The sequence below is a fragment of the Globicatella sulfidifaciens DSM 15739 genome, assembly GCF_900167405.1.
Classification (GTDB): domain Bacteria; phylum Bacillota; class Bacilli; order Lactobacillales; family Aerococcaceae; genus Globicatella; species Globicatella sulfidifaciens.
Window position 1 is genome coordinate 20,030 of record NZ_FUWO01000002.1, and the last position, 21,148, is coordinate 41,177.

Sequence of the window (21,148 nt, forward strand, 5' to 3'; positions counted from 1 at the left end):
GAATAGAAAGGAAATATAATGAATGAGTGAATTGTTTGATCAAAAAAGAGATTTCGAAACGATAAATTTACCAGACGAAATGCGTAATTCATTCTTAGATTATGCGATGAGTGTTATTGTAGCTCGTGCGGTTCCCGATGTTCGTGACGGATTAAAACCAGTTCATCGTCGTATTCTTTATGGAATGAATGAATTAGGCGTAACACCCGATAAACCTTATAAAAAATCAGCGCGGATTGTTGGGGATGTTATGGGGAAATATCACCCTCATGGTGACTCTGCTATCTACGAAGCGATGGTTCGGATGGCCCAACCTTTTAGTTATCGACAAATGCTAGTGGATGGCCATGGAAACTTTGGTTCTGTCGATGGAGATGGTGCCGCTGCGATGCGTTATACAGAAGCGAGAATGAGTAAAATTGCCTTAGAAATGTTGAAAGACATCAATAAGGATACGATTGATTTCCAAGAAAATTACTCTCAAGAAGAGAAAGAACCCGTTGTATTACCTGCGCGTTTCCCTAATTTATTAGTGAATGGCACAAGCGGAATTGCCGTAGGGATGGCAACCAATATTCCTCCACATAACCTTGGTGAAGTAATTGACGCTTTAAATTTATTAATGAAAAACCCTGATGTAACAGTCAATGAATTAATGGAAGTATTACCTGGACCCGATTTTCCTACAGGCGCAATCGTTATGGGGAAATCTGGCATTCGTAAAGCTTATGAAACCGGTAAAGGAAAAATAATTATTCGATCACGAGTAGAAATTGAACAACTTTCAAATGATCGTGAACGGATTGTTGTAACTGAAATTCCTTATGGTGTTAATAAAGCAAAAGTTGTTGAAAGAATTGCTGAATTAGCTCGAGAAAAGCGTATCGAAGGCATTACTTATGTTGCTGATGAATCAGGCCGTGAAGGTATGCGCATTGTTATTGATGTTAGACGCGATACCAGTGCCAATGTCGTTTTAAATAATTTATATAAATATACAGCTTTACAAGTATCTTTCGGATTTAATATGTTAGCCATTGATAAAGGTGTTCCAAAAGTACTTTCTTTAATAGAAATCTTAGAAAAATATTTAGACCATCAAGTTGAAGTTATTCGTCGTCGTACGGCTTTTGAAAAACGTAAAGCAGAAGATCGCGCGCATATCTTAGAAGGTTTGCGTATCGCTTTAGATGTAATCGATGAAGTAATTGCCATTATTCGCGGTTCAAGAGAAGCTGAAATTGCCAAAAATACTTTAATTGAACGTTTTAATTTAACGCCTATTCAAGCGCAAGCGATTTTAGATATGCGTTTGGTTCGTTTAACAGGTTTAGAACGTGAAAAAATCGACAAAGAATATGATGATTTAATTGCGTTAATTCAAGATTTAACAGATATTTTAGCAAATGAAACGCGCGTTCTTGATATTATAGAAGATGAATTAGCGGATATTAAATTAAGATTTGACGATGAACGTCGTACGGAATTACGTGTCGGAGAATTAACAAATATTGAAGATGAAGATTTAATTGAAGAAGAAAATGTTTTAATTGCATTGACAACCAATGGTTATATTAAACGGATGACCCAAGATGAATTCCAAGTACAAAATCGTGGTGGTCGAGGCGTAAAAGGGATGGGACTAACCGATGATGATGAAATTCAATCATTAATTTCATGTTCAACACATGATACTCTCCTTTTCTTTACGAATTTAGGAAAAGTATACCGCACCAAAGGCTATGATATTCCGGAATATGGACGAACAGCTAAAGGATTACCGATTGTCAATTTAATTAATATTGAAAAAGATGAATATGTTAAAGAAATGATTAAAGTTCGTTCACAAGGAAAAGAAACCGATAAATACTTATTCTTTGTCACTAAACAAGGGGTCGTGAAACGTTCCGATGCCAATGAATTTACAAGTATCCGCAATAATGGGTTACGCGCGATTAATATGCGTGAAGAAGATGAGTTAATCAAAGTTCTGGTAACCAATGGTGGTGAAAATATTATTATTGGTACCCATAACGCTAATGCGATGGCTTTCAATGAAGAGGATGTACGTGTAATGGGACGAACAGCAACAGGTGTTCGTGGTGTGAAATTACGTGAAGGCGATTATGTTGTAGGGGCTGCTCTATTAAAACCAGACAGTGAGGTCTTAGTCGTTACTGAAAAAGGATATGGTAAACGTACCGCAGCTGCTGAATATAGCATTAAGAATCGTGGTGGATTAGGAGTTAAAACTTCTAACATCAGCGAAAAAAGTGGTAAACTTGCTGGTATTGTCACAATCGATAATCCAGAAGCTGAAGATTTAATGCTAATGACCGACCAAGGAGTTATTATTCGCTTTAATGTTGACAGTATTTCTCAAACCTCAAGAGCTACTTTAGGGGTAAAAATGATAAGAGTCGATGATAATGCGATAGTTAGTTCTATTACAAAAATTATCAAAATAGATGATGACATAGAAGAGGTTGAAACAGTAGAATCTGTTGATGATGAGGGTATGGAAGAAAACGACGACATAATTGCTGAAAATGATTCAGAATTAGAAGAATAACCATTTTTCAATATTTGATAAAAAGGTATTGAAATAGAAAATATTTCACGGTATAATTAATAAATGTGAGTAATTAGCATTAATTTGCTATCGCTCCTTGCTCTATCTAGAATAGAGCCAAAAGACCAAAAGGAGGTATACAGTAATGAGTCAAACAACAAAATATGAAATTTTATATATCATTCGTCCTGACTTAAACGATGACGCTAAAAAAGAATTAGTTGAGCGTTTCGATAAAATTCTAACAGACAATGGTACGACAGTTGTTGAATCTAAAGACTGGGCGAAAAGACGCTTCGCATACGAAATTAACGATTATAAAGAAGGTATTTACCACTTAGTAAACGTTGAAGCTTCTGATGCAAAAGGTATCGATGAATTCGCTCGTTTAGCTTTAATCAACCGTGACATTTTACGTCACATGATTGTTAAAATTGAAGACTAATTTGTTTCACGTGAAACATTTCAAAGGAGGACCTTGTTATGAATAATGTACAATTGATTGGACGTCTAACTCGTGATATAGACTTAAGAAAAACACCGCAAGGTGATTCAGTAGGCCGTTTTACACTTGCTGTCGATCGTAACTATAAAAATAAACAAGGTGAATATGATGCCGATTTTATTAATTGTACTATTTGGCGCGGTGCCGCAGATATTTTAGCTCGTTATGCACAAAAAGGGACTAAAATTGCTGTAGATGGCAATATCCGTACCGGTAGTTATGAAAATCAACAAGGCCAAAGAGTTTATACAACAGAAGTTTATGTTAATAATTTCTATTTTGTAGAATCAAGATCACAAAGAAATGATCAAGGACCAGCATCATCCAACTTTGAAAATTCAACCTATAATAATCAATCAAGTCAACAAAATAACTTTTCGTTCAATAATGATTTTAATCAATCATCTTCTCCATTTGATGATTTCAATGGATCGTCGGTTGATATTTCTGAGGACGATTTACCATTTTAATAGAATTTAAGGAGGAATAAAACATGGCACAACGTCGTGGAGGAAGACGCAGAAGAAAAGTATGTTTTTTCTGTGCAAACCATATTGATCACCCAGATTACAAAGATGTTGAATTATTAAAACGTTTTGTATCAGAAAAAGGTAAAATTTTACCTCGTCGTGTAACTGGTACATGTGCAAAACATCAACGTGCGTTAACATTAGCAATTAAACGTGCAAGAATTATGGGATTATTACCATTCTCTGTACAAGACTAAAAAATAATATTTATAAACTGGAATGAAAATTCCAGAGAAAAGCCGAGAAACATTTCAAAATGAGATGCTTCTCGGCTTTTCATATGACTTTGAATTAGGACAAAGTATATATACTATTACTTTGCTTTTTATACGGACTTCGCTTTTTTTATTAATGATATTAACAACTGTATTAAACGATTTTTGGAACTTTGTTTAAATTATCCTAAGTCTATTTTAAAAAGCCAATAGTTTCTTATAAAAAAATTCAACTGATGAAAAGCATCAACTGGGATATTTTAACTATTGTCTAAACTTTATTTCACATTCACTGATGGTACCCTATTTCCAAAAAGAATGAATAGTCATAATATCATTAGAGAAAACTTTGAATACTATCTCACTCTTATAAAAGTAATATCTCCTAACTACCAGATAGAATTATAATCGTTTAGATCGAATCATACGCAACAACGAATGGTTTAATTAGTCACTATAGGTTTGAGTATGGCGAAAAACTCAATGCGATTGATTAATTTACTTAGAACCCTTTTGAGTGTATGGTTAAGAGTTGTAATACGACTATTCGAACTTTTGGTTTATTTAATAGATATTTACATCTAGTCGTGTAAGGAGAATAATAATTTGTATAATAAATGATTAAATAAGATAGTATTATTTTTTACTTGGATGTTCGAAGTACATAGTATATTTAGGAATACTATATGAGTTGCTTGTGATTTTGCTCTTAAAAATATATTAAAAAGTAATTTATATCATGGAATATTTTCATTCACAAGCTCGTGTATCATTTTGAGACATATTTTGCTTAATTATTAAGAATAGATAAAGTTTAGCGATTTATTTTTTTGATTTTTATGAAAATGAAAACTACATCCAAAAAAGGCCGTTTTTGTGTCTCAAAATGAGACATCTTGAAAATTAATGAAAACAAAAAGAGGCTTATTTTTATCGTTTTTAATATTTGTGCTGCAATTGGAATGCTTACATTGTTCAATTAGTTTTCAGATGAAAATATTTTACCTGGTTATGAAAAATGAAACTTTGTGAAAAAGATTTTTCTTTATCCAATTAAGTTTGTTCTCATAACTCCAGCTGAGTAAATCTTCCTTTATTGATACAGTGATTCTTTAGGGAATAATCGATTTGGATTAGAAACATTATAATAATTAAAAATTTAAATTATGACTGTTGCTGACTATTTTTTGAGATATTTTTGTAAATTTTATATTTTTGATAGACGTTTTTTTGATAAGTCTCTTAAGTCTGGTTGCGAAGAACTCCTAGCTTTAACCAATACATATCGATGACGTTCATTGTTAAAGGTTATTATTTATTATATCTTTTTCCACTCAACACTAAATTGATGTAACAGTGCACTTATTAAAAGATAATCTTTTACCAATTACTTTCTATACCTATTTATAAGACATATTGTGTAAGAAGTATTTGCAATGTTATGATTATGATACTAAAGTGCATCAAGTATAACTAACTAAATTATATTATTTATACTTCTTTTGTATTCTTTATATAGTTTCTTTTACTTAAATATGTTTCACGTGAAACATTAATGGGTAAATAGATATCAATTACCGGATATGTTATAATAGATTAATGAGAAATGAGGTGGTTTTAATTAAAATAGACCGTGTAAAAAACTTTCTAAATTTTTTTCACCAACTTGAACTAAGTTGGCAAATATATTCCATACTTTTAATTTACATTATTATAATGCTAACTGCTTTTGTTTTAAAAATTGAAATTGGTATTTTACTTCTACTTTTGTTAATAGCAATCTTCATTTTTATCTATTATTATACGAATCGTTTTGTATCTAGAATAAAAATGATTGCTAATCAATTAGCGAAAGATATTATAGTTGTAAATGAAAAGGTATATGATAACTCAGTCATTGGGATTTTATTATATGATCAAGATCATCGATTATCTTGGGGAAATTCACTGGCAAATTCAATCATAAATTATAAAAATGCTGTAGGCCAAAAATTGGAAGATATTAATCCTGATTTAATGACTATTATTGAAATCATTGATAAGGAATGGCAAGTGATAACATATAATGAAAAACATTATCGAGTTTCACATGATGTCAACAGTCGTGCTATCTATTGGATTGAATTTGAAAATGAATATAATATTCAGCAACAATATAAAAATAATCGTATTGTTTATGGATATTTACTATTAGATGATTTCGATGAAGTAGTACAGTCTTTAGATGATCAAGAAGCATCTAATTTTGATGCAGATCTTATCAATGAACTTAATAATTGGGCACAACAACAAGATATTTATATTAAAAGGATAGAAGATGATAAGTTCATACTTCTATTAAATGTTAAAACCTTAGAAAAGTTAGAAAATCAAAAATTTAAATATTTTAGTGAAATTCGTGAAAAATATTATGCTAGAAATATTCCAATATCGATGAGTATTGGGATAGCCTATTCAAAAGATGATAAAGTGAAAATTAATCGGTTAGCAAAAGAGGCTCAAATGAATTTAGATTTGGCTTTAGGGCGTGGTGGCGACCAAGTGGTTGTCAAAATGGATGAAGAACCCGCAAGATTTTATGGTGGCGATACAAATCCTACTGAAAAACGTACCAATACCCGATCGAAATTAGTTTATCAGGCTTTAATTAATCAAATTGATCAAGCTAGTAATGTTATTATCAGTGGCCATAAGTACCCGGATATGGACTCATTAAGTTCTGCATTAGGAATTTATAAAATTGCAACTGAACGACGGAAATTAGCAAAAATCATTATTAATGAATCCACTTTTAATACTGATATTAAAAATCTATTGAATAGTCCACAAATTAGTTATAATTTAAAAAATATATTCATTGATTCAGAAACAGCTAAGACATATTTAAATCCAAAAACATTATTAATATTAGTTGACCATCATCGCCCTTCTTTATCAGAAGCAGAACAATTATTTGTATATGGTCTAAATATTGTTGTGATTGATCATCACCGTCGAAGTGAAGAATTTCCTAAACAAACGGTATTAACCTATATTGAAACGACAGCTTCTTCAACGAGTGAATTGATTACTGAGTTCTTTATGAATGTACGCAATGATAGTGAACCGGTTAATCGTTTCGAAGCAACGGCTTTATTGGCTGGAATTATTGTAGATACCAATAATTTTAGTATGAGGACAGGTTCCAGAACATTTGATGCTGCGAGTTATTTAAAATCACGTGGAGCCGATACAGAGCAAATTCAAAGAATGTTACAAGAAGATTTATTGGAAGTTAAAAAGCGTAATCAATTAATCGAACGTACAGAATTTTATGATTCAGTTTATGCGATTACTCAAAGTGAATCAGGTCTTCCAATTGATAATGTGACAGCAGCTCAAGCTGCAGATGGTATGTTATCTTTAACACATGTGGAAGCTGCTTTTGTTATTTTCCAAAGAACGATGACATCTATTGGTATTAGCGCACGAAGTTTAGGTAAGATCAATGTGCAAAAAATTATGGAATCATTAGGTGGCGGTGGACATTTATCAAATGCAGCAGCACAATTAGAAAATATAACGGTTGACGAAGCAAAGGATTTGTTATTGCAAGCGATTAATCAGAATAAGTAATGGAGGTTTTTTAATGAAAGTTATATTATTACAAGATGTCAAAAAACAAGGTAAAAAAGGTCAAGTAATTGAAGTTTCAGATGGTTATGGACGTAACTATTTAATAAAGAATGGTTTAGCTAAATTAGCTGATGCGCCTTCAATGAACCAATTAAAAGCGCAAAAGGCTGCACAGCAAAGACAAGAAGCAGAAGAATTAGCTGAAGCAAAAGAGATTAAAGCTTTTATTGAAAAAGAAGACACGGTTGTTGAAATTAAAGCTAAAGCAGGAGATGGTCGTTTATTTGGTACCATCCCATCAAAACAGATAGCAGAAGAATTGAAAAAACAATATAAAATTGAAATTGATAGAAGAAAAATTCAAATGGAACAAAATTTATCATCATTGGGGTATCATAATGTTGAAGTCAAATTATTCCAAGATGTATTTGCTAAAATAAAGGTTCATGTTGTTGAAATTTAAAATATAAATAAGTTAATAATCAATTATTTTATATAAAATGCTAGACCTTACTGAAAAAGGTCTAGTTTTTGTTTTTAAAGATTATAATATGATGGGAGTAATTGCGACGTTCAAGTTCAGATATTTGACCTTGCAACTCCCCTTTTCATTTAGTAAACTAGAGAAGAAATACTATTAAGGAGGGTCCTAATTATGGAATTAGTATCGAATGAGCGTGTAATGCCACACGATACATTAGCCGAACAATCAGTCCTTGGGGCATTACTTGTTGATCCCTCTAAAATGGGAACTGTACAGGCGGTTTTAGAAAAAGACGACTTCTATCGTCAATCACACAAATTAATATTTGAAGCCATTGAGAAGGTTTTTGATCGCGATGGTTCATTTGATATCGGGAATATTCAAATATATTTAGATGCGAATGATGCATTAGAAAATATTGGTGGTGCAGAATATCTGGTTGAAGTGATTTCCAAAGCACCATCAACTGTTTATGTGGAGAATTATGCCAATACTGTAAAAAGTAATTCAATTTTAAGAAAATTGATTGTGTCATCGACTCAAATTATGAATGATGCTTATGCGGCTGGCGAAGATGTACAAGATGTTTTGGATAAGAGTGAAAAGCTGATTCTATCGATTGGTGAAAATAATCATAGCAATCGTCCTAAAGAAATGCAAAAGTTAGTTCAAGAAGCATTTGAAAGAATAATTGAACTATCTGAAACTCAAACTGATGTCGTTGGATTACCTTCAGGCTACGCTGATTTAGATAAATTGACAAGTGGTTTCCAACCAGATCAGTTGATTATTCTGGCAGCGCGGCCATCCGTTGGTAAAACCGCTTTCGCTTTAAATATTGCTCAAAATGTTGCTACCAAGTCAAAAGTACCGGTAATTATATTTTCCTTAGAGATGGGTGCAATTGATATGGTTAACCGGATGATTTGTGCTGAAGGTAACATTCACGCAGGTAATTTGAAAACCGGTCAATTGACAGAGGATGAGTGGAATAGTTTAACAGTTGCTGCGGATACCTTACGAGAAGCGCCAATCTTTATTGATGATACAGCAGGAATTCGTGTCTCTGAAATTAGAGCAAAATGCCGTCGATTAAAACAAGAACATCCTGAACTTGGGTTAATTGTAATAGACTATTTACAATTAATTGAAGGAAGTGGACAAGAAAACAGACAACAAGAAGTTTCTGAAATTTCACGACAATTGAAGAAATTAGCCAAAGAATTAGGAGTACCTGTCATAGCGCTTTCACAATTATCGCGTGGATTAGAACATCGCCAAAATAAACGTCCAATGTTAAGTGATATTCGTGAGTCGGGATCGATTGAACAGGATGCGGATATTGTTGCATTTTTATACCGTGAAGATTATCACCAACAAGAAGGCGATGAAGAGGTCGAACATAATGATGATTTACCTGATAATAGTGTGGAAATTATTGTTGCTAAAAACCGTAGTGGTGCCCGGGATACGGTTAGACTCCTTTTTACTAAAGAATATAATAAATTCTCGAGTTTAACATTTGCTGAAATTCCGCCTACATTATAATGCCCAGTGTTCAGTCTAAATTCGTTATCTATCAATAAAAGAAGAGCCTAATAGCTACTCTCTCTAACATAGAGTGATCGCTATTAGGCTTTTTTAGGTTCAAAATAAGGTTCAACATGGACATCACAATCTTCAACTTGAAAATTATACGAGAGTATTGTTTCAATTTCTTCCGTAATATGATGAGATTCAATTACTGATAAATTACCATCAATTTTAATGGTGACATCAACATAAATTTTATTACCATTAAGGCGAGCTCTTAGATTTGAAACCTCATGTACTTTTGGATGTTTTAAAATAGTTGCACGATATTTTTCAATTTCTTCCAAATCGAAACCATCGGATAGAACAAAAGTTGATTCTTTTAAAATTTCATAACCAGAAATAATAATAATGACTGCCACAATTAAAGAGAGAATCGTATCCATTATTGGAAGTCCAAATTGAGCAAAAATGGTTCCTAATAAGGTTCCAAAACTTATTAGAAAGTCATTCTTCATATCTGTTGCAGTAGCCTTTAAACCGAGGCTATTCGTCTTTTTAGAGAGTGTGGCAATATACTGGCTAGTAAACCATAAGACGAACATTGAAAAAATAGAAACATACATTGCCTTTTTATCCGTAACGGGAAAATCTTGATTGATTAATCGCTGAAAGCTGGTCGAAAAAACATCAATTCCGATATAAAACATTAAGACAGAAGTAATAAAACTCGCGATTGTTTCAAATTTAGAATGACCAAAATGATGATTGCTGTCCGCCGGTTTTTTCGCAATATTGATCCCAATAAATACTGAAAGAGAGGCGATAATATCAGAGAGGTTATTTAATCCATCTGCTTGCAATGAGCTCGAATGAAAGATTTGCGCAAATACTAATTTTAAAATGGAAAGGATTAAATAGACAGAAACACTGATAGCCGCACCTCTAGCAGCCATCAGTATTTTTTGTTGGTGGTTATTCATTTAAAAACTCCTTATTTATATAAAGTCCAGAAGTTTAAAGCATCTTCTAAAAGAATATCTTCGTCAATTCCTTGGATACTGAACATTTTTTCAGCATTATCATTTGGGTCATTAACGTAGACTTTGCGATTTTCACTATCATAGCCACGAATTAATAAAATGTGACCTACTTCAGTGAAGTGACCAGGTTGGACTGAAACAATGACAATATGATTTTGATTGAGTGCCTCCATGGCATCATAAAAATTAGATCCAAAATTTTCAAACTGGTAACCATGCTCGATGGCAAAATCATAAAATATTTGCCAAGAAGTTCCTTCATTATGAACATAATAATCATTTTGACTCCAATTTAGGATTTCATTGGGTTCAACAATACGATTTTGATAATAACTTTCAATCATCGATAACGAGACTATCGCACAGCCATTTTCACCTAATTCTTTGGTGGTATTCGTTCCATAAGAAAGGGACCGCCATTTTTTATTTTTTTGTAAAATTAACGGAATATCGATTTGTTCAACTTTTGAGTCTGTGTAATTAGAAGGATGTTCAGGTAAAAAAAGGTAGCCTGTATTTTCAATATCTAATTTTTGTTCTTTAAGCGTATTGACGATATCGTCTTGCGCTTTTAAGTATGAATCATTGTATTGTTCTTTGATGAGTTGAGTAATATCTTGTGCTAAGGTAGGAGAGGTCGTTTCAGCTAATAAGCTATTGAAATCTATTTTTTCAACAACGGTTGTTTCCTCGATTGTTGTTTCGGTCAAGGTCTCTTCTTTTTGTTGTTGAATTTGTTCATTTAAAGCAATATTATTTTTTAGTTCTGTTTCTTCTTTTAATTGATTGATTAGCAATGATCCTATTAATATCACAATTAATGTAAAGATAATTGCAACTTGATGTATACTTCGTTTCATTGAAGCCCTCCGATTTTTTCATAGAGCTATTGTATCATAAAAATACTCATGAGTGAATTGAACTTGCCTAATGTAATATAAATGAAAAACATTTATCATGTAAGGAAATGTAACATGATAAGTAAATAAAATATTGACGTGCCGTTTATTGATTATTATAATATGATTAAAATTCAAAGGGGGAATTAGGTGGCTAATAAAGAAATTAAACGAACTTTAGCAATTTTTCCAATAGGCACCATTATGAGCTTAACGGGGTTAACAGCTAGACAGATTCGATATTATGAAGATTATCAACTAATTTTCCCAAAACGAAGTGAGAGCAATCGTAGATTATATTCACTCAATGATATTGATCGGCTTTTAGAAATCATGGATATGATGGATGATGGAATGACTTTGAAAGGAATTAAGAAATTTTACGAAAATCAAAATGAAAAATCAATGAATCGCGTTGAGTCAAAACAGTTGACCGACCAAGACGTGAGACGAATTTTGCGTGATGAATTAGATATTCGGAGTAGGTTTTAATTATTTGGAGGAAAAAATTTATGACATGGACAAAAGAATCAATATTACGCGATGCAGCCGAAAAAAATGTTAGATATGTACGTTTAATGTTCACGGATATTACTGGGACATTAAAAAATGTTGAAGTACCGATTGCTCAATTAGAAAAAGCTTTAAATATGCAAATGATGTTCGATGGTTCTTCGATTGAAGGATTTGTGCGTATTGAAGAAAGTGATATGTATTTGATACCCGATTATGATACATGGTTAACTTTTAATTGGGCTGAACATCAAGACACGGGTCGCATTGCACGCTTAATATGTGATGTACATACTCCAAAAAGAGAACCATTTAAAGGGGACCCACGCAGTAATTTAAAACGCAGTTTAGTTAAAATGAGAGAGATGGGTTTTAAGAGTTTTAATTTAGGACCTGAACCAGAATTTTATTTATTCAAATTAGATGAATTTGGTAAACCGACGATGGATTTAAATGACGAAGGTGGTTATTTTGATTTAGCTCCCAATGATTTAGCTGAAAACTGTCGTCGTGATATTGTTTTAGAGTTAGAAGATTTAGGATTTGATATTGAAGCGAGCCATCATGAAGTAGGACCAGGCCAACATGAAATCGATTGGAAATATAGTGATGCCTTAACTGCCTGTGATAATATTCAGACATTTAAATTAATTGTGAAGTCTGTTGCTCGTCGTCACAATCTTCATGCTACTTTTATGCCAAAGCCAATTTTTGAAATTGCTGGTTCAGGTATGCACTTTAACTTATCTTTATTTAACGATGAAGGAAACGTATTTTACGATGAGTCTGCTCCTGATGGCTTATCGCAAACAGCTAAGTACTTTATTGGTGGGTTATTAAAATATGCCCGTGCATACACCGCTATTTGTAATCCATTGGTTAACTCATATAAACGATTAGTTCCAGGCTATGAAGCACCGGTTTATATTGCGTGGAGTGGTCAAAACCGTTCACCATTAATTCGTATTCCTGCAGCCCGTGGTAATTCCACTCGTGTAGAAGTAAGAAGTGTTGATCCTTCTGCTAATCCATATCTTGCATTATCTGTCTTATTAGCAGCGGGATTAAAAGGAATTGAAGATAAAATTGAACCCCCAATGGCTGTCGACCGTAATATTTATTCAATGACGCGTGAAGAACGCTTAGCTGAGGGTGTGAATGATTTACCCGGATCATTACGTGAAGCATTAAAAGAATTAAAAAAAGAACCGGTAATATTGGATGCGTTAGGCGATCATATTGCACAAAACTTTATTGCAGAAAAAACAATTGAATACTTCTCATATCAAAAACAAGTCACTCAATGGGAATTAGATAAATATCTTACTCAATATTAAGAAAATAGCCAATCAGAACAAAATAAGGTATGATGAGACTGAGCAGAAATTTTATTAATTTTTTGCCCAGTCTCATATTGTTATATTAACGCTTAAGAGGTAAGTGGGATATCATAGTGTCCAATGAGACGATGATGATGTCTCATTAATTATGCGGAATAGATAAAAAAGTGAACATTATCGATTTTCTATTCTTGCTTAAACTTATTTATTATTTGGAATTATGAAAGGATGGAGCCATGACAAATCCAGTAATTATGCAATATTTTGAATGGTATTTACCTGATGATGGACAGCATTGGAATCGATTAAAAGAAGATGCTCAACACTTAAAGGAGTTAGGGATTAATCAAGTTTGGATGCCACCCGCTTTTAAAGCAACTGGTACTAATGATGTAGGATACGGTGTTTATGATTTATATGACCTTGGTCAGTTCGATCAAAATGGATCAGTTCGAACTAAATATGGCACTAAAGAGGAATACCTAGCAGCTATTAAAGCACTTAAGGAGCAAGGGATTAAACCGATTGCCGATATTGTTTTGAATCACAAAGCGAATGGCGATGAAAAAGAGGCCTTTATGGTGTTAAAAATGGATCCTAAAAATCGTCAAAAGCCATTATCTGAACCTTATGAAATAGAAGCTTGGACTCATTTTTATTTTCCAGGAAGAAATAAAACTTATAGTGATTTTGAGTGGCATTGGTATCATTTTACCGGTACCGATTATGATGCGCGTCATGATGAAACAGGGATTTATATGATTCTTGGGGATAATAAAGGATGGGCCAATGGGGACTTAGTTGATACTGAGAATGGTAACTTTGATTATTTAATGTTTACTGATATTGATTTTCGACATCCTGAGGTAAAAAATCATTTATATCAATGGGCTCATTGGTTTATTCAAGAAACAGGTATTCAAGGATTAAGATTAGATGCAATTAAACATATCGATGCTAATTTTATGAAAAATTTTATCGAATACATCCATGATAATACGGATGAAGATTTCTTTATTTTCGGTGAATATTGGAATCCTGATGTCAATGCTAAAGAGGTTTATTTAGCTCAAACAGACTATGAAATTGATTTAGTGGATGTCGGACTACATATGAATTTTCATTTAGCAAGTAAAAATGGCAATCATTATGATTTATCGACTATCTTAAATGATACTTTAATGGAAAAGAATCCTTTTGAAGCCGTTACTTTTGTTGAAAATCATGATACTCAAAAAGGTCAAGCCCTACAGTCTTATGTAGAAGATTGGTTTAAACCTTCTGCTTATGCGATTATTCTATTAATGCAAAATGGCCAACCTTGTGTATTTTATGGTGATTATTATGGAGTAAATCATGAGCAATTTGGTCAACCTAAACTTCAATGGATTTTAGATAAATTATTATATTTACGGAAAGACTATGCTTACGGTGAAGAAAATCGTTATTTTGATCATCCAAATTGTATTGGGTGGACACGATTGGGAACCGAAGACCATCCAAATGCTTTGGCAGTTGTTATTAGTAATGGGGATGAAGGTTGGAAAAATATGAATGTTGGTGCTTTAAATGCAGGTAAAGTATTTATTGATTATTTAGGCCATCATGATGCACAAATTACGATTGATGAGAATGGCAATGCGGATTTTCCAGTAAGAGCAGGCAGTGTGTCTTGTTGGGTTGAAAAATAAACAATTATGACGAAAAAAGCTCTCGAGATAGGTTCTTTATAGAACAAGTCTCCAGAGCTTATTTTGATAATGGAATTATATTCATTATTTTAATAATTTTTCAAATTCATCAGCAACAACATGATAAATGAGAAAAAAAGAGATTTAAAAAGAAATTAGTACATTTCTTTTTAAATCTCATAGTATTCATTATAAGCATTGTACAAGGTGTGAAAATAAGAATATTCTCAATTGTTGTCCAATCCTAAAATTTAAACATTGTTAAATTAAGCGCGGATAACTTCTTCTGTTTCATTATCAAAGAAGTGAGCTTTGTTCATGTTGAAACCTAAATCAATATTTTCACCTGGATTGTGGAAGTCACGAGCGTCTACACGTGCGATAAACTCAGTACCCCCAACTTTAGAATATAACATTGTTTCTGCACCTAATAACTCAGAAACTACGACAGTAGAGTGAACAATAGAGTTAGGATTTGCATCTAAGAAGACTTGTTCTGATTGAATATCTTCAGGACGAATACCAAATGTTAATTGTTTACCATTATATCCACGAGATTCTAATAATTGACGTTGTGGTTCCGTTACATTTAATTGTAATCCTTCGTTATTAGAAATGACACCATCTTTATAGGTTACTTTGAAGAAGTTCATAGCAGGTGAGCCAATGAACCCAGCAACGAATACATTGTTAGGTGTATTATATACTTCTTGAGGAGTACCAATTTGTTGGATAATTCCGTCCTTCATAATAACGATACGGCTCGCCATCGTCATCGCTTCTGTTTGGTCATGGGTAACGTAAATTGTAGTGGTATTTAAACGTTGATGTAATTTCGCAATTTCAGCACGCATTTGCACACGTAATTTCGCATCTAAGTTTGATAAAGGTTCGTCCATTAAGAATACTTTAGCATCACGAACAATTGCACGACCTAAAGCCACACGTTGACGTTGACCACCGGATAAAGCTGCTGGTTTACGGTCTAAATATTCTTTTAATCCTAAGATTTCAGCTGCATTATCAACACGTTGTTTAATTTCATCTTTTGGATATTTACGTAATTTTAATCCGAATGCCATATTGTCGAATACCGTCATATGTGGATATAAAGCGTAGTTTTGGAATACCATCGCGATGTCACGGTCTTTAGGAGCAACATCGTTCATTAAGGTGTCACCAATCCATAATTCACCTTCTGTAATATCTTCTAAACCAGCAATCATACGTAATGTAGTTGATTTACCACATCCTGAAGGACCTACGAAAACGATAAATTCGCGATCTTCAATATCTAAGTTGAAGTCAGTTACTGAATAAAAATCAGAACCTTCATATTTTTTGTGAATATTTTTTAATTTAATATCTACCATAACAATAATAACTCCTTTTGTTTTATTTGTATGATTTAATTATAAAGTGGAAACGGTTAATAATCTATCGTCCCAGTGCACAAAATAAATTCAACAAACTGTAGAAAAGGCTTTCAACCTATGAGAAGCTTCAATAAATATTTAAAAAAACAAGAAATTACGTTTTGAGAAATAGTGGTTTAGTGATAAAATAGAAATGATTAATAAAATCAAGGAGGATAACGATGACTCAGCAAGCAATTAGAGGGTTTGAAGTTATTACAAAGTATCAAAATGAAGCAATCAATTTGCCAAAAAGAGCCACTCATCACGCCGCAGGATATGATATTGAAGCGGCAGAAACGGTGGTATTACCAAGTTATTGGCGTTTACTGATTACGTATTTTTTGAAAGATATGAAACAATGGATTTTTCAACATCCCATGGAATCTAAGTCAAAAGAAGCGATAAAAGTAGAAACATTGATGAAACCAACCCTAATTCCAACCGGATTAAAAGCCTATATGCAAGAAGATGAATACTTACAGATTATTAACCGTTCAAGTAATCCACTAAAACGTTTTTTATCAATTCCTAATAGTGTCGGGATTATTGATCAAGATTACTATAATAATGAAGCAAATGAAGGTCATATTTATGTGCAAATGATTAATTTTGGTTTGAACGATCAAACCATTCAAAAAGGTGAACGAATTGCACAAGGCATTTTTACTAAATTTTTAAAGACAGATCAAGATACCGGTGGTGAAAAGCAAAGAACGGGAGGATTTGGTTCATCTAATAGTGAATTAAGTGGAGGATAAAATAACAACATGGCAAAAAAACGAATCATGTATGAATGTATGGCGTGTGGTTATGAATCACCTAAATGGTTAGGAAAATGTCCAGAATGTGGCGCATGGAATCAAATGGAAGAGCAAATTGTTCAGCCAACAGTGGTTCAACGAGCGAGTATTGCGTCCAACAGAACAGGTGACGATTATTATGCCAAAAAACTAAATGAAATCGAATATATTAATGAAGCAAGGGTCAATACCGATTTTTCAGAGTTTGACCGTGTCTTAGGTGGTGGGGTCGTAACGGGTTCATTGGTTTTAATCGGAGGAGATCCCGGAATTGGTAAGTCCACACTGTTATTGCAAGTTTCATTACAATTAGCGAATAAAAACCAAAAAATATTATATGTTTCTGGTGAAGAATCATTATCACAAATAAAAATGCGCGCGGAACGCCTTTCGATGGATAGTGATAATTTCTACTTGTATTCTGAAACAGATTTAACTGTGATTGCGAATGAGATTAGTCGTTTATCACCTGATATGGTCATCATTGATTCGATTCAAACGATGACTTTACCTGATCATAATGGCGTAGCCGGCAGTGTATCACAACTTAGAGAAACAACCAATATATTGATGCGCATTGCCAAAGATAATCAAATTGCTATTTTTATTGTAGGCCATGTGACTAAGGAGGGCAATATCGCTGGACCTCGTATGTTAGAACATATGGTCGATACGGTATTGTATTTTGAAGGTGAAAAGTATAATCGCTTTAGAATTTTACGAGCAGTAAAGAATCGTTTTGGTTCCACCAATGAAATTGGCGTTTTTGAAATGTTGGATGTAGGGTTGACCGAAGTGAATAATCCATCAGAGTTATTTCTAGAAGAACGACTGATTGGAGCTACCGGATCAACAGTTGTCCCTTCATTAGAAGGAACACGCACGATATTAGCCGAAGTACAATCCTTAATGACACCAACTGTTTTTGGTAATGCTAAAAGAACAGCGAGTGGCATTGATTACCAAAGGGTTTCCTTATTATTAGCTGTAATGGAGAAACATTGTGGTTTGATGGTCCAAAATCAAGATGCATTTTTTAAAACAACTGGTGGGGTTAAATTAGATGAACCTGCTATCGACTTAGCTATTGCGGTGAGTATTGCCTCAAGTTACTGGAATAAACCGACCAATATCGACGATTGTTTCGTTGGTGAAATTGGCTTAACGGGAGAAATTCGTCGAGTAACCCAAATTAAAGAACGGATTAGCGAAGCAAATAAATTAGGTTTCAAACGTATTTTTATACCCAAAAATAATCAGCCACCAACAGATACTCAATTGGCAATTGAAATTATACCGGTATCAACAATTAAACAAGCTTTAATGAAAGTTTTTCCAAAATAGAAAGGAGGTTAAAGATGTTTAAAAAAATTATTACAGCTCTTTCGATGTTAATCGGTTTAAGTTTTGGTTTAACCATTGCGCCATCATTGTGGAAAGGAATACCTAATGCACCGAATTGGATGAGTAATCTCTATGTGAATGCTATTATTTTTATTATTGTTTTTATGTTATTAGGGATGACACTTTCTCCATACATCGAAAAAGGAATTAAACGATTAATCGAATGGGTTAATAACTTAGCTACATCAAATTTAATATTAGGAACGATTGGTATTTTTGTAGGATTATTAATAGGTTATTTATTTTCATTACCGTTTAATAGTCTAAATATACCTTTTCTAAATTCAACATTACCACTTATTTTTTCTGTTACTTCTGCTTTAGTAGGATATCAAACGGCGATGAGTCGTAAAGAGGAATGGGGGAAATTAATCAACAGTAGACAAAATGTTAAAGAAACTGCCCTTAATCAAGATTCACAGTTGCTAGAGCGTAAAGCGAGTGATAATATGTATAAGTACAAGTTACTCGATACAAGTGTTATTATTGATGGACGTATTGTAGATATTGTAAGGACCAATTTTATTGAAGGGATCTTAGTAATCCCCAATTTTGTATTAGAGGAATTACAATTCATTGCAGATTCTGCCGATTCCTTAAAAAGATCAAAAGGTCGTAAAGGTCTTGATACTTTAAATATGTTACAAAAAGAAGCACTTATTCCGATTGAGTTTTATGAAGGTGATTTTGAAGAAATATCAGAAGTCGATAGTAAATTAATTCGATTAGCCAAATTAATGGATGCTGCGATTGTCACAAATGATTATAATTTAAATAAAGTTTGTGAATTTCAGAATGTGAAAGTATTTAATATTAATGCTTTAGCCAACGCCATTAAACCAGTGGTTATTCCAGGAGAACAAATGTATGTTCAAGTAATAAAAGATGGTACTGAGCGCAAACAAGGCGTCGCTTATCTAGACGATGGAACGATGATTGTGGTAGAAGATGGTCAGTATTATATGAACGAGTGGATCCATGTTATTGTAACAAGTGCTTTGCAAACAGCAGCAGGGCGCATGATTTTTGCTAAACCGGCCCACTCACATGGTAGAATAGAAACTAATGATAAAAAGGGAGTTTTATAATATGAGTCAAAAGATTCGTGTTCGTTATGCACCAAGTCCAACAGGAGATTTACATATAGGGAATGCTCGTACAGCCTTATTTAATTATTTATTTGCTCGTCATCACGGTGGAGAATTTATCATTCGTATCGAAGATACAGATTTAAAACGTAATTTAGAACACGGTGAACAAAGTCAAATGGATAATCTTTCTTGGTTAGGAATTGATTGGGATGAATCCCCAGAAAAACCAGGTGAATACGGACCTTATCGTCAATCAGAACGTCTGCACATTTATCAACCACTTATTGAACAATTATTAGCTGAAGATAAGGCTTATAAATGTTATATGACAGAAGAAGAATTAGAACAAGAGCGTGAAGCGCAAAAAGCTAGAGGAGAAATGCCTCATTATGGTGGTCAACATGCTCACTTAACTAAGGAACAAGAAGCAGCATTTGAAGCTGAAGGACGAGTTCCGGTTATTCGTTTCCGTGTGCCAGAAAATGTTGTTTATGAGTTCGATGATATCGTTAAAGGACCCATTACTTTTGAATCCAAAAATATTTCTGGTGACTGGGTCATTCAAAAACGAGACGGAATGCCAACCTATAATTTTGCGGTAGCAGTCGATGATCATTTCATGAAAATCACTCATGTATTACGTGGGGATGATCATATTGCCAACACTCCTAAACAAATGATGATCTATGATGCATTTGGATGGGAAGTACCAAGATTTGGGCATATGACATTAATCGTGAATAGTGAGACCAATAAAAAATTAAGTAAACGCGATGGTGCTATTTTACAATTTATCGAACAATATCGTAATTTAGGTTACTTACCAGAAGCAATGTTTAACTTTATTACATTATTAGGTTGGTCACCAGTTGGCGAAGAAGAAATATTCTCACATGATCAATTAATCGACTTATTTGATGAAAATCGTTTATCAACTTCACCGGCTGCATTCGATGCTAAAAAATTAGAATGGATTAACAATACTTATGTGAAACAGGCGCCACTAGAAAAAGTAGTGGAATTGGCCTTACCACATTTGAAAGCAGCAGGCAGAGTAAGTGAAAATCCATCTGCAGCAGAAATGGAATGGGTGACTAAGTTAGTCAGTTTATATCATGAACAAGTATCATTCGGTGCTGAAGTCGTTGAAGTATCTGAGCTTTTCTTCAGAGATGAGCTTCATATTGATGAAGCAGCAAAAGCAGAATTAGCGAATGAGACCGCACCCGTTGTAATCAAAGCGATGCGAGAACAATTAGAGAATTTAGATGAAGCAGATTTTACTGCTGAAAATATTAAACCTTTAACTAAAGCAGTACAAAAAGCAACAGGTGTTAAAGGACGCCAGCTATTTATGCCAATTCGTATCGCGGTCTCAGGTCAAATGCACGGACCGGAATTACCAAGTGTGATTGAAGTTCTAGGAAAAGAAAAAGCAATTAATCATATCGATCAAGTTTTAAATTTAATATAATCAATAGAGTGAAGCCTGTCA

Annotated in this window: 17 protein-coding genes; 14 read left to right on the forward strand and 3 right to left on the reverse strand. The window is 33.4% G+C overall.

All coding sequences use genetic code 11. The features are described from left to right. The first annotated feature begins 22 nt into the window (after positions 1-22). The 7 genes from gyrA (at position 23) to dnaB (ending at position 9,469) form a co-directional block, all read left to right on the forward strand. Complete coding sequence (gyrA, locus tag B5D12_RS01210; protein WP_078755116.1) at positions 23-2,572, forward strand: DNA gyrase subunit A; 2,550 nt, start codon at positions 23-25, stop codon at positions 2,570-2,572. A 145-nt stretch (positions 2,573-2,717) separates the two neighbouring features. Continuing rightward, positions 2,718-3,017, forward strand: a complete 300-nt coding sequence (gene rpsF, locus B5D12_RS01215) for a 30S ribosomal protein S6 (protein ID WP_066126585.1) — start codon at positions 2,718-2,720, stop codon at positions 3,015-3,017. Between the two features lie 38 nt (positions 3,018-3,055). Then, positions 3,056-3,547, forward strand: coding sequence for a single-stranded DNA-binding protein (ssb, locus tag B5D12_RS01220; RefSeq protein WP_078755117.1), 492 nt, complete (start codon positions 3,056-3,058; stop codon positions 3,545-3,547). A 23-nt stretch (positions 3,548-3,570) separates the two neighbouring features. Then, positions 3,571-3,804, forward strand: coding sequence for a 30S ribosomal protein S18 (gene rpsR, locus B5D12_RS01225; protein WP_066126588.1), 234 nt, complete (start codon positions 3,571-3,573; stop codon positions 3,802-3,804). Between the two features lie 1,629 nt (positions 3,805-5,433). Next, the gene (locus tag B5D12_RS01230; protein ID WP_159443819.1) at positions 5,434-7,437 is read left to right on the forward strand and encodes a DHH family phosphoesterase; all 2,004 of its coding nucleotides are present in this window, start codon (positions 5,434-5,436) and stop codon (positions 7,435-7,437) included. Between the two features lie 13 nt (positions 7,438-7,450). Next, positions 7,451-7,900 (forward strand): 50S ribosomal protein L9, encoded by a 450-nt coding sequence (gene rplI, locus B5D12_RS01235; protein WP_078755119.1) that lies wholly within the window; start codon positions 7,451-7,453, stop codon positions 7,898-7,900. Between the two features lie 192 nt (positions 7,901-8,092). Then, positions 8,093-9,469 (forward strand): replicative DNA helicase, encoded by a 1,377-nt coding sequence (dnaB, locus tag B5D12_RS01240; RefSeq protein ID WP_078755120.1) that lies wholly within the window; start codon positions 8,093-8,095, stop codon positions 9,467-9,469. 83 nt (positions 9,470-9,552) lie between these two features. On the opposite strand, the gene B5D12_RS01245 is transcribed toward dnaB, so the two are convergent. Continuing rightward, a complete protein-coding gene (locus B5D12_RS01245; protein ID WP_078755121.1) occupies positions 9,553-10,437 on the reverse strand; it encodes a cation diffusion facilitator family transporter in 885 nt (294 codons plus the stop codon). 11 nt (positions 10,438-10,448) lie between these two features. Further along, a complete protein-coding gene (locus B5D12_RS01250) occupies positions 10,449-11,357 on the reverse strand; it encodes a C39 family peptidase (RefSeq protein WP_078755122.1) in 909 nt (302 codons plus the stop codon). A gap of 189 nt (positions 11,358-11,546) precedes the next feature. Between B5D12_RS01250 and B5D12_RS01255 the strand changes: the two genes are divergently transcribed. From B5D12_RS01255 to B5D12_RS01265, 3 genes are all read left to right on the forward strand, one after another. Next, entirely contained in the window at positions 11,547-11,888 is a 342-nt protein-coding gene (locus B5D12_RS01255) for a MerR family transcriptional regulator (RefSeq protein WP_143412013.1), read from the forward strand. A 20-nt stretch (positions 11,889-11,908) separates the two neighbouring features. After that, on the forward strand, positions 11,909-13,246 hold the full coding sequence (gene glnA, locus B5D12_RS01260; RefSeq protein ID WP_066126428.1) for a type I glutamate--ammonia ligase: 1,338 nt from the start codon (positions 11,909-11,911) through the stop codon (positions 13,244-13,246). 239 nt (positions 13,247-13,485) lie between these two features. Beyond that, entirely contained in the window at positions 13,486-14,940 is a 1,455-nt protein-coding gene (locus B5D12_RS01265) for an alpha-amylase (RefSeq protein ID WP_078755123.1), read from the forward strand. A 266-nt stretch (positions 14,941-15,206) separates the two neighbouring features. Here B5D12_RS01265 and B5D12_RS01270 read toward each other — a convergent pair whose 3' ends face one another. Continuing rightward, complete coding sequence (locus B5D12_RS01270) at positions 15,207-16,313, reverse strand: ABC transporter ATP-binding protein (RefSeq protein WP_078755124.1); 1,107 nt, start codon at positions 16,311-16,313, stop codon at positions 15,207-15,209. A gap of 224 nt (positions 16,314-16,537) precedes the next feature. Between B5D12_RS01270 and B5D12_RS01275 the strand changes: the two genes are divergently transcribed. The 4 genes from B5D12_RS01275 to gltX are packed head-to-tail and all read left to right on the forward strand — an operon-like array spanning position 16,538 to position 21,127. Further along, complete coding sequence (locus tag B5D12_RS01275) at positions 16,538-17,116, forward strand: dCTP deaminase/dUTPase family protein (RefSeq protein ID WP_078755125.1); 579 nt, start codon at positions 16,538-16,540, stop codon at positions 17,114-17,116. Between the two features lie 9 nt (positions 17,117-17,125). Next, on the forward strand, positions 17,126-18,502 hold the full coding sequence (gene radA / locus B5D12_RS01280) for a DNA repair protein RadA (protein WP_078755126.1): 1,377 nt from the start codon (positions 17,126-17,128) through the stop codon (positions 18,500-18,502). A gap of 14 nt (positions 18,503-18,516) precedes the next feature. Further along, positions 18,517-19,650, forward strand: a complete 1,134-nt coding sequence (locus B5D12_RS01285; RefSeq protein WP_078755127.1) for a PIN/TRAM domain-containing protein — start codon at positions 18,517-18,519, stop codon at positions 19,648-19,650. Position 19,651: 1 nt separating this feature from the next. Further along, the gene (gene gltX / locus B5D12_RS01290) at positions 19,652-21,127 is read left to right on the forward strand and encodes a glutamate--tRNA ligase (protein WP_078755128.1); all 1,476 of its coding nucleotides are present in this window, start codon (positions 19,652-19,654) and stop codon (positions 21,125-21,127) included. Positions 21,128-21,148: the final 21 nt, after the last annotated feature.

Coding starts and splice junctions, on each gene's coding strand:
- rpsF (WP_066126585.1), top strand. CDS start 2,718: ATGAGTCAAACAACAAAATATGAAATTTTATATATCATTCGTCCTGAC.
- B5D12_RS01275 (WP_078755125.1), top strand. CDS start 16,538: ATGACTCAGCAAGCAATTAGAGGGTTTGAAGTTATTACAAAGTATCAA.
- B5D12_RS01265 (WP_078755123.1), top strand. CDS start 13,486: ATGACAAATCCAGTAATTATGCAATATTTTGAATGGTATTTACCTGAT.
- rplI (WP_078755119.1), top strand. CDS start 7,451: ATGAAAGTTATATTATTACAAGATGTCAAAAAACAAGGTAAAAAAGGT.
- radA (WP_078755126.1), top strand. CDS start 17,126: ATGGCAAAAAAACGAATCATGTATGAATGTATGGCGTGTGGTTATGAA.
- B5D12_RS01245 (WP_078755121.1), bottom strand. CDS start 10,437: ATGAATAACCACCAACAAAAAATACTGATGGCTGCTAGAGGTGCGGCT.
- gltX (WP_078755128.1), top strand. CDS start 19,652: ATGAGTCAAAAGATTCGTGTTCGTTATGCACCAAGTCCAACAGGAGAT.
- B5D12_RS01270 (WP_078755124.1), bottom strand. CDS start 16,313: ATGGTAGATATTAAATTAAAAAATATTCACAAAAAATATGAAGGTTCT.
- B5D12_RS01285 (WP_078755127.1), top strand. CDS start 18,517: ATGTTTAAAAAAATTATTACAGCTCTTTCGATGTTAATCGGTTTAAGT.
- rpsR (WP_066126588.1), top strand. CDS start 3,571: ATGGCACAACGTCGTGGAGGAAGACGCAGAAGAAAAGTATGTTTTTTC.
- glnA (WP_066126428.1), top strand. CDS start 11,909: ATGACATGGACAAAAGAATCAATATTACGCGATGCAGCCGAAAAAAAT.
- gyrA (WP_078755116.1), top strand. CDS start 23: ATGAGTGAATTGTTTGATCAAAAAAGAGATTTCGAAACGATAAATTTA.
- B5D12_RS01250 (WP_078755122.1), bottom strand. CDS start 11,357: ATGAAACGAAGTATACATCAAGTTGCAATTATCTTTACATTAATTGTG.
- ssb (WP_078755117.1), top strand. CDS start 3,056: ATGAATAATGTACAATTGATTGGACGTCTAACTCGTGATATAGACTTA.
- dnaB (WP_078755120.1), top strand. CDS start 8,093: ATGGAATTAGTATCGAATGAGCGTGTAATGCCACACGATACATTAGCC.